General features: G+C 72.9%; 7 protein-coding genes. All 7 read left to right on the forward strand.

Going from position 1 to position 7,105, the window contains the following annotated elements:
* Nucleotides 1–45 precede the first annotated feature (45 nt).
* The 7 genes from efp to A6R01_RS03870 all read left to right on the forward strand — a co-directional run bounded on the left by efp (nt 46) and on the right by A6R01_RS03870 (nt 6,931).
* Nucleotides 46–609 carry an elongation factor P gene (gene efp / locus A6R01_RS03840; RefSeq protein WP_292603749.1) on the forward strand — a complete coding sequence of 188 codons (564 nt, stop codon included), beginning with the start codon at nt 46–48 and terminating at the stop codon, nt 607–609.
* Nucleotides 609–1,019: a transcription antitermination factor NusB gene (gene nusB, locus A6R01_RS03845; RefSeq protein ID WP_292603751.1), complete on the forward strand. Its 411-nt coding sequence runs from the start codon at nt 609–611 to the stop codon at nt 1,017–1,019. Before efp ends, nusB begins: the two co-directional genes overlap by 1 nt.
* Nucleotides 1,020–1,050: 31 nt before the next feature.
* Nucleotides 1,051–2,424, forward strand: a complete 1,374-nt coding sequence (locus A6R01_RS03850) for an NAD(P)/FAD-dependent oxidoreductase (RefSeq protein WP_292603753.1) — start codon at nt 1,051–1,053, stop codon at nt 2,422–2,424.
* Nucleotides 2,425–2,497: 73 nt separating this feature from the next.
* Nucleotides 2,498–3,283, forward strand: a complete 786-nt coding sequence (locus A6R01_RS03855; RefSeq protein ID WP_292603755.1) for a DUF1206 domain-containing protein — start codon at nt 2,498–2,500, stop codon at nt 3,281–3,283.
* 1 nt (nt 3,284) lies between these two features.
* Nucleotides 3,285–4,613, forward strand: a complete 1,329-nt coding sequence (locus A6R01_RS03860) for an NAD(P)/FAD-dependent oxidoreductase (protein ID WP_292603757.1) — start codon at nt 3,285–3,287, stop codon at nt 4,611–4,613.
* Nucleotides 4,614–4,687: 74 nt separating this feature from the next.
* On the forward strand, nt 4,688–5,851 hold the full coding sequence (locus A6R01_RS03865; protein WP_292603760.1) for a hypothetical protein: 1,164 nt from the start codon (nt 4,688–4,690) through the stop codon (nt 5,849–5,851).
* 57 nt (nt 5,852–5,908) lie between these two features.
* Nucleotides 5,909–6,931 carry an NADPH:quinone reductase gene (locus A6R01_RS03870; RefSeq protein WP_292603762.1) on the forward strand — a complete coding sequence of 341 codons (1,023 nt, stop codon included), beginning with the start codon at nt 5,909–5,911 and terminating at the stop codon, nt 6,929–6,931.
* The last annotated feature ends 174 nt before the right edge of the window (nt 6,932–7,105 follow it).

Genomic DNA, 7,105 nt, shown 5'->3' on the forward strand with positions numbered 1-7,105 from the left:
CTCGGGCCTCTCTTGACACCTCAACACGAAGGCTGACGCGCGCGCATGGCAACGACGAACGACCTCAAGAACGGCATGGTCCTCAACATCGACGGCCAGCTCTGGTCCGTGGTGGAGTTCCAGCACGTGAAGCCGGGCAAGGGCCCCGCCTTCGTGCGCACCAAGCTGAAGAACGTCGAGTCCAACAAGACCGTCGACAAGACCTTCAACGCCGGCACCAAGGTCGAGACCGCCACGGTCGACCGCCGTAACTACCAGTACCTCTACAACGACGGCACGAGCTACGTCTTCATGGACACCAGCTCCTACGAGCAGCTCGAGGTCGCGCCCGAGATCGTCGGCGACGCCAGCAACTTCCTGCTCGAGAACAACGAGGCCATCGTGGCCACCAACGAGGGCCGTGTCCTCTTCGTCGAGCTCCCGCCGTCGGTCGAGATGGAGATCACCTTCACCGAGCCCGGTGTCGCCGGTGACTCCGCGACCGGCCGCACCAAGCCGGCGACCCTCGAGACCGGTCACGAGATCCAGGTCCCGCTGTTCATCAACCAGGGCGAGCGGGTCAAGGTCGACACCCGCGACTCGTCCTACCTGGGTCGTGTGAAGGGCTGATGTCCGCCCGCACCAAGGCCCGCAAGCGGGCTCTGGACGTGCTGTTCTCCGCCGAGCTGCGCGACGAGCAGCTCGTCGAGGCGCTCGAGCGGGTCATGACCGACGGCCCGGCGCCCACCAACGACTACACCGGCGTGCTGGTGCGCGGCGTGGCCGAGCACCTCACCGAGATCGACGAGCTGCTCACCCGCTTCTCCAAGGACTGGTCGCTCAAGCGGATGCCGACGGTCGACCGCAACGTGCTGCGTCTGGGGGTCTTCGAGCTGGTCTTCAGCGACGAGATCCCCGACCCGGTCGCGGTCTCCGAGGCCGTCGAGCTGGTCCGCGACCTGTCGACCGACGACTCGCCGACCTTCGTCAGCGGCGTTCTCAGCGCGATCATGCGCGACAAGCCGGCCGTCGGGGGCTGACGGTTCACCGGCCCGCTGGCAGGCTGGCCGCATGAGCACCGAGTGCGACCTCGTGGTCATCGGCCTCGGCCCCGGTGGCGAGGCCCTCGCGACGGGCGCGGCGCGCGCAGGACTGCGCGTCGTGGCCGTTGACAAGCACCTCGTGGGCGGTGAGTGCCCCTACTACGGGTGCATCCCGTCGAAGATGATGGTGCGCGCCGCCGACCTGCTGGCCGAGGCCGCACGGGTGGACGGCACCGCGGGGGAGACCTCCGTGACCGCGTCGTGGGCGCCGGTCGCCCGTCGCATCGCAGAGGAAGCCACCACCCACTGGGACGACCAGGTGGCGGTGGACCGCCTCGCCGACGCCGGCGCGACGGTGCTGCACGGCACCGGTCGGCTCGCCGGGCCCGGCGTCGTGGAGGTGACCGCGCCCGACGGCAGCGTCAGCACCTTCCGGGCCTCCCGCGGCGTCGTGCTGAACCCCGGCACCCGGCCGGCGCGGCTGCCGATCGAGGGACTGGCGGACACGCCGTACTGGACCAACCGGGAGGTCGTGCAGGTCACCGACCTCCCGGGCAGCCTCATCGTCATCGGCGGCGGCCCGATCGGCGCGGAGATCACCCAGGTGATGGCCAGGTTCGGCGTGCGCGTCACGCTGCTCGAGGCCGGGCCGCGCATCCTCGGCCCGCTGGAGCCGGAGGCGTCCTCGGTCGTGGCCGACGCGCTGGTCGCCGACGGGGTGCGGGTGATGGCGGGGGTGGAGATCGCGTCCGTGACGCACACCGATGGCACCTTCACCGTGACCCTGGGCGACGGGCAGGTCGTGCACTCCGACCGGCTGCTGGTCGCGGCCGGACGCACGCCCAACCTCGACGACCTGGGGCTGGAGACCGTCGGGCTGGACCCGACGGCGCGGACGATCGAGGTCGACGAGCGGCTGCGGGCCGGCGAGGGGCTGTGGGCGATCGGGGACGTGACCGGCCACGGCGCCTTCACCCACGTGTCGATGTACCAGTCGACGATCGCCCTGCGCGACGTCCTCGGCGAGGACGGCCCGCCCGCGAGCTACCACGCCCTGCCGCACGTGACCTTCACCGACCCGGAGGCCGGCGGGGTGGGGCTCACCGAGCAGCAGGCGCGCGACCGCGGCCTCTCGGTCCGGGTCGGCACGACGCCGTTGGAGCAGTCCTCCCGCGGCTGGTTGCACGGTCCGGGAGGGGCCGGCGTCATCAAGGTCGTGGAGGACGCCGACCGGGGCGTCCTGGTGGGCGCCACCGTCGTCGGGCCGGCCGGCGGCGAGATCCTCGGGCACCTGGCGCTCGCCGTGCACGCGGAGGTCCCGGTCGCCACGCTGCGCTCGATGATCTATGCCTACCCGACCTTCCACCGCGCGATCGAGTCCGCCCTCGACGACCTCGCCTGACCTCTCCTGACCACGGCCGGTGCCGCCCCGGACGGGTGGTGCGAGCACCGGTCCCGAGGGGTAGAGATCGGGCATGGGAGCGATCAAGGAGTCCGTCGGAGAGGTCGCCCACCGGGGTGACGACCACCCCTGGGTGAGGCACGCGGCACGAGCGGGGATGGCGGCGTACGGCGTCGTCAACCTGCTCATCGGGTGGCTGGCGCTGCAGCTCGCGCTGGGCGACCAGTCCGGCAAGACCGACAGCAGCGGCGCGCTGCACGAGCTGGCCAAGCAGCCGCTCGGCGCAGCGCTGGTGTGGGCGGTGGCCGTCGGCATGCTGCTGCTGGTGGTCTGGCGCACCGTCGAGGTGGTGGTCGACCACGAGTGGGGCGCCGGGGTGAAGGCCGTGATCTACGCGGCGATCGGGGTCTCGGCGATCAAGGTCGCCGTGGGCGAGGGCTCCAAGGGTGGGACGGACTCGTGGACCGCGCAGCTGATGAGCCTGCCGGGTGGTCAGCTGCTCGTGGGCGCGGTCGGGGTCGCGATCATCGGCTACGCGCTCAAGCAGGTGCACAAGGGCTGGACCGAGGGGTTCCGCGAGGACCTGGAGTCCGAAGGGCAGCGCGGGGACCTGGGGTCGGCGTACGTCACCCTCGGCAAGGTCGGCTACGTCGCCAAGGGCGTGGCGGTCGGGCTCGTCGGCGGGCTCTTCGTGTGGGCCGCGTGGGAGCACCAGGCCAAGAAGTCCGGCGGCCTCGACGTCGCCCTGCAGACGGTGCTGGACGCCCCTGCGGGTCCGGTGCTGCTGTTCGTCATCGCTCTCGGCATCATCTGCTACGGCGCGTTCTGCCTGGTCCGCGCCAAGCACCTGGACACCTGAGGTGGGGTCTGAGGACCGTGCCGAGGAGGTCGACGTCGTCGTCCTGGGCGTCGGCTCAGGAGGGGAGTACGCCGCCCGGCGGCTGGCTCGCGCCGGGCTGCAGGTGGCGGCCGTCGAGGAGCGCCTCGTGGGCGGTGAGTGCCCGTTCTGGGGCTGCACCCCCTCCAAGCTGCTGATCCACGCCGCCCGCGAGGGGCGTGCACTCCCGGCTGCGGCGGCACGCATCCGCGAGGCGACCCACGACTGGCACGACGACGGCCACGTCGGGCCGATGGAGGACGAGGGCGTGCGGGTGGTGCGCGGCCACGGCCACCTCGACGGTCCCGGGCGGGTGCGGGTCTCGACCGAGGACGGCGACCTGGTGCTCACGGGGCGGCGGGGCGTGGTGCTGAACACCGGGACGGCTCCGGCCGTCCCCCCGGTCCCGGGCCTGGACGGCACGCCGTACTGGACCAACCGCGAGGTGTTCGAGGTCGAGGAGGCGCCCGCCTCGCTGGCGGTCCTCGGCGCCGGCAACATCGGCTGCGAGCTCGCGCAGGCCTTCGCCCGGCTCGGCACCAGGGTCACCCTCCTCGAGTCCGCGGAGCGCATCCTCGTCCCCGAGGAGCCGGAGGCCGCCGAGGTCGTGACCCGGGTGCTGCGCGAGGAGGGCGTCGAGGTCCGCACCCGGGCGGAGGTCGCGCGGGTCGAGCACGACGGGTCGGGGTTCACCCTCGTCACCGGGACGGGTGACGTGCGGGTCGACCACCTGCTGGTGGCGACCGGACGGCGCCCCCACCTCGCCGACGTCGGGCTGGAGACCGTCGGGCTGGACCCGGACTCCGACACCGTCGCGGTCGACGAGCACTGCCGTGCCGCGGAACGCCTGTGGGCGGTGGGCGACATCACCGGCCACGGCGCTTACACGCACATGTCGCTCTACCAGGGCAGAATCGCGGTCCACGACATCCTGGAGCAAGACGGTCCGCCCGCCACCTACCACGCGGTCTCGCGCGTCACCTTCACCGATCCCGAGGTCGCCGGCGTGGGCCTGACGGAGGCGCAGGCGCGGGAGCAGGGCATCGTCGTGGTGACCGGCACCGCCGACATCGGCAGCAGCCCGCGGGGCTGGATCGACGAGGCCGCCGGTGTCGTCAAGGTGGTCGCCGACGCCGGGAGCGGCGTGGTGGTGGGAGCCAGCGTCGTGGCGCCGTACGGCGGCGAGGTGCTGGGTCTGCTGTCCACGGCCGTCCATGCGCGGCTCCCCGTGCCGACGCTGCGGGGCATGCACTTCGCGTACCCGACGTTCCACCGCGTCGTGGAGCGGGCACTGCGCGACACCGGCCTGTAGGCGGGGAGCGGGGTGGTGGAAGCCGGCAGGCACGAGGTGGTGTGACGGCGCCGAGGGGTGGGAAGAAGCCGCTCATGACGCAGGGACATCTCGGGGACACCAGCGACCGTCTCTACACGACCGACGAGCTGACCGCCTACGGCCGCCGACGCGACGTCGAGGCCACCCGCGTGGCGGGCGCGCCGCTCGCGCCCGCCCACCAGCCCGCCCATCAGCCCGCCCATCAGTCGGCCCATCAGCCCGCCCATCCGTCGGCCCAGCAGGCTGCGCCGGCGGTCGAGGACCCGCAGGGGCCGCGCCGCTTCATGAGCGCCACGGACTTCCTGGACCGACGGGCCGAGGAGGTCGGCCTGGGGCCGGCGACGTGGGGCTGGCGCGGCTGGGTCAACCGGATCACCCGCGGGCTCGCGGACCTGGCGATGGGGCCTGCGGAGGCCGAGCACGAGACGCTGCGGCGTACCGTGCAGAGGGACTTCGACGGTCCGCGGACGATCGCGTTCATCAACCCCAAGGGCGGTGCGGCGAAGACGACGGGCGTGCTGGCGGCCGGCTACACCTTCGGCACCGTGCGCGGCGGGGGCGTGGTCGCGTGGGACAACAACGAGACCCGCGGGACGCTCGGCATCCGCGGCACCCGGAGCACGCACCGCAACACCACCCGCGAGCTGCTGGAGGACCTGGAGAAGTTCAGCGACGTCTACCAGTCGCGGATCGGCGACCTGGGGGCGTTCGTGCGCTCGCAGGGTGACGCACACTTCGACGTGCTGGCCTCCGACGAGCGGCCCGACGTCACGGGCACGATCCGCGCGGACGACTACCTCGCGGTGCACCGGCTGCTGGAGCGGTTCTACCGGATCCTGCTCATCGACACCGGCAACAACATGCGCGCCGAGAACTGGCTGGCCGCCGCCGAGTCCGCCGACCTGCTGGTCGTGACCTCGACGGTGCGCGAGGACACCGGCTACTCCGGCCTGTGGATGCTCGATGCGCTGCAGGACGCCGGCTACGCCGACCTCAAGCACAAGACCGTCACCGTGCTCTCCGACCCCTCGCCGACCGTCGACGACAAGCTGGCCGCCGACCTGGTCGACGTCTACGAGCAGCGCACCCGCGCGGTCTACCGGGTGCCCTACGACCCCGCGCTGGTCGCGGGCTCGGTCGTGCCCTACTCGCAGCTGTCGAAGGCCACGCGTCAGTCGTGGCTGCGGGCGGTCGCGGGCATGGCCGAGGCGCTGTAGGACGCCGGCATCGCCGCGCTGGCCATGGGGCTGGGGCACTCTGGCAGGCTCGGGACCATGCGTGCAGTCGTCTACCGCGAGACCGGGTCCGCCGCCGACGTCCTGGAGGTCGTGGACCGGCCGGTCCCCACACCCGGGCCGGGGGAGGCGCGGGTGCGCGTCGTGCGTGCAGGGGTCAACCCCACGGACTGGAAGTTCCGCGCCAACGGCATGAACGGCGCGTGGGACGAGGTCGTCCCCGGCCAGGACGGCGCCGGTGTCGTCGAGGAGGTGGGGCCCGGTGTCACCGAGCTCGCCGTCGGTGACCGGGTCTGGACGATCCTCGCGCAGTACCAGCGCCCCGGCGGCACCGCCGCCGAGCACACGGTCCAGCCGGTCTCCCGGCTGGTGCGGCTGCCGGACGGCGCGTCGTTCGACCTCGGTGCCTCGCTCGGCGTCCCCGCCGTCACCGCGCACCGCGCCCTGACCTCGGGCCCGGTCGCTCGGCTCTCCCCGGGGGCGTTGGACGGACTCACCGTCCTGGTCGCCGGCGGCGCCGGTGCTGTCGGCAACGCCGCCATCCAGCTGGCGCGGTGGGCCGGTGCGACGGTCGTCGCGACCGTGAGCAGCGAGGAGAAGGCGGCGCTGGCCCGTGCGGCCGGCGCCCAGCACACCGTGGACTACACCGACGGCCCCGCCGCGACCGTCGCCGGCGTACGCGCGGTGGCGCCGGAGGGCGTCGACCTCGTCGTCGAGGTCTCGCTGGCGACGAACGTCGCGGTGGACGTCGACGTGCTCAGGGTGCACGGCACACTCGCCTACTACGCCGACAACGGCGGTCCCGAGGCGGTGGTGCCGGTGCGCCCGACGTTCGCGAAGAACCTGCGGCTGCAGGGCGTGCTGCTCTACACCCTCGACCCCGACCTGCTCTCGGCCGCGGCCGCCGACGTGACCGCCGCCGTTGAGGCCGGAGCGCTGCGGGTCGGCGAGGACGCCGGGCTGCCGCTGCACCACTACCCGCTCGAGCAGGTCTCCGACGCGCACGCGGCCGTCGAGGGCGGGGCCGTGGGCAAGGTGCTGATCGACGTCGCCGACGCCTGAGCGGCGCGCGCGAGCGCTGCGGCCTGACCGTCAGAGCGTGGTGGTGCCGTCGGGGTGGACGAGGTAGCGCAGGCTGTGGGGGCTGGTCCAGAGCCAGGTGGTGGGGGTGAGCTGGTCGTAGTCCCATTGCCCGTCGGGGGATGGGTGGGTCTTGGCTCGGTGGTGGCGTCTGCA

The sequence above is a fragment of the Nocardioides sp. REDSEA-S30_B4 genome, assembly GCF_001627265.1.
Classification (GTDB): Bacteria; Actinomycetota; Actinomycetes; order Propionibacteriales; family Nocardioidaceae; genus Nocardioides.

Coding starts and splice junctions, on each gene's coding strand:
- nusB (WP_292603751.1), top strand. CDS start 609: ATGTCCGCCCGCACCAAGGCCCGCAAGCGGGCTCTGGACGTGCTGTTC.
- A6R01_RS03855 (WP_292603755.1), top strand. CDS start 2,498: ATGGGAGCGATCAAGGAGTCCGTCGGAGAGGTCGCCCACCGGGGTGAC.
- A6R01_RS03865 (WP_292603760.1), top strand. CDS start 4,688: ATGACGCAGGGACATCTCGGGGACACCAGCGACCGTCTCTACACGACC.
- A6R01_RS03850 (WP_292603753.1), top strand. CDS start 1,051: ATGAGCACCGAGTGCGACCTCGTGGTCATCGGCCTCGGCCCCGGTGGC.
- A6R01_RS03870 (WP_292603762.1), top strand. CDS start 5,909: ATGCGTGCAGTCGTCTACCGCGAGACCGGGTCCGCCGCCGACGTCCTG.
- efp (WP_292603749.1), top strand. CDS start 46: ATGGCAACGACGAACGACCTCAAGAACGGCATGGTCCTCAACATCGAC.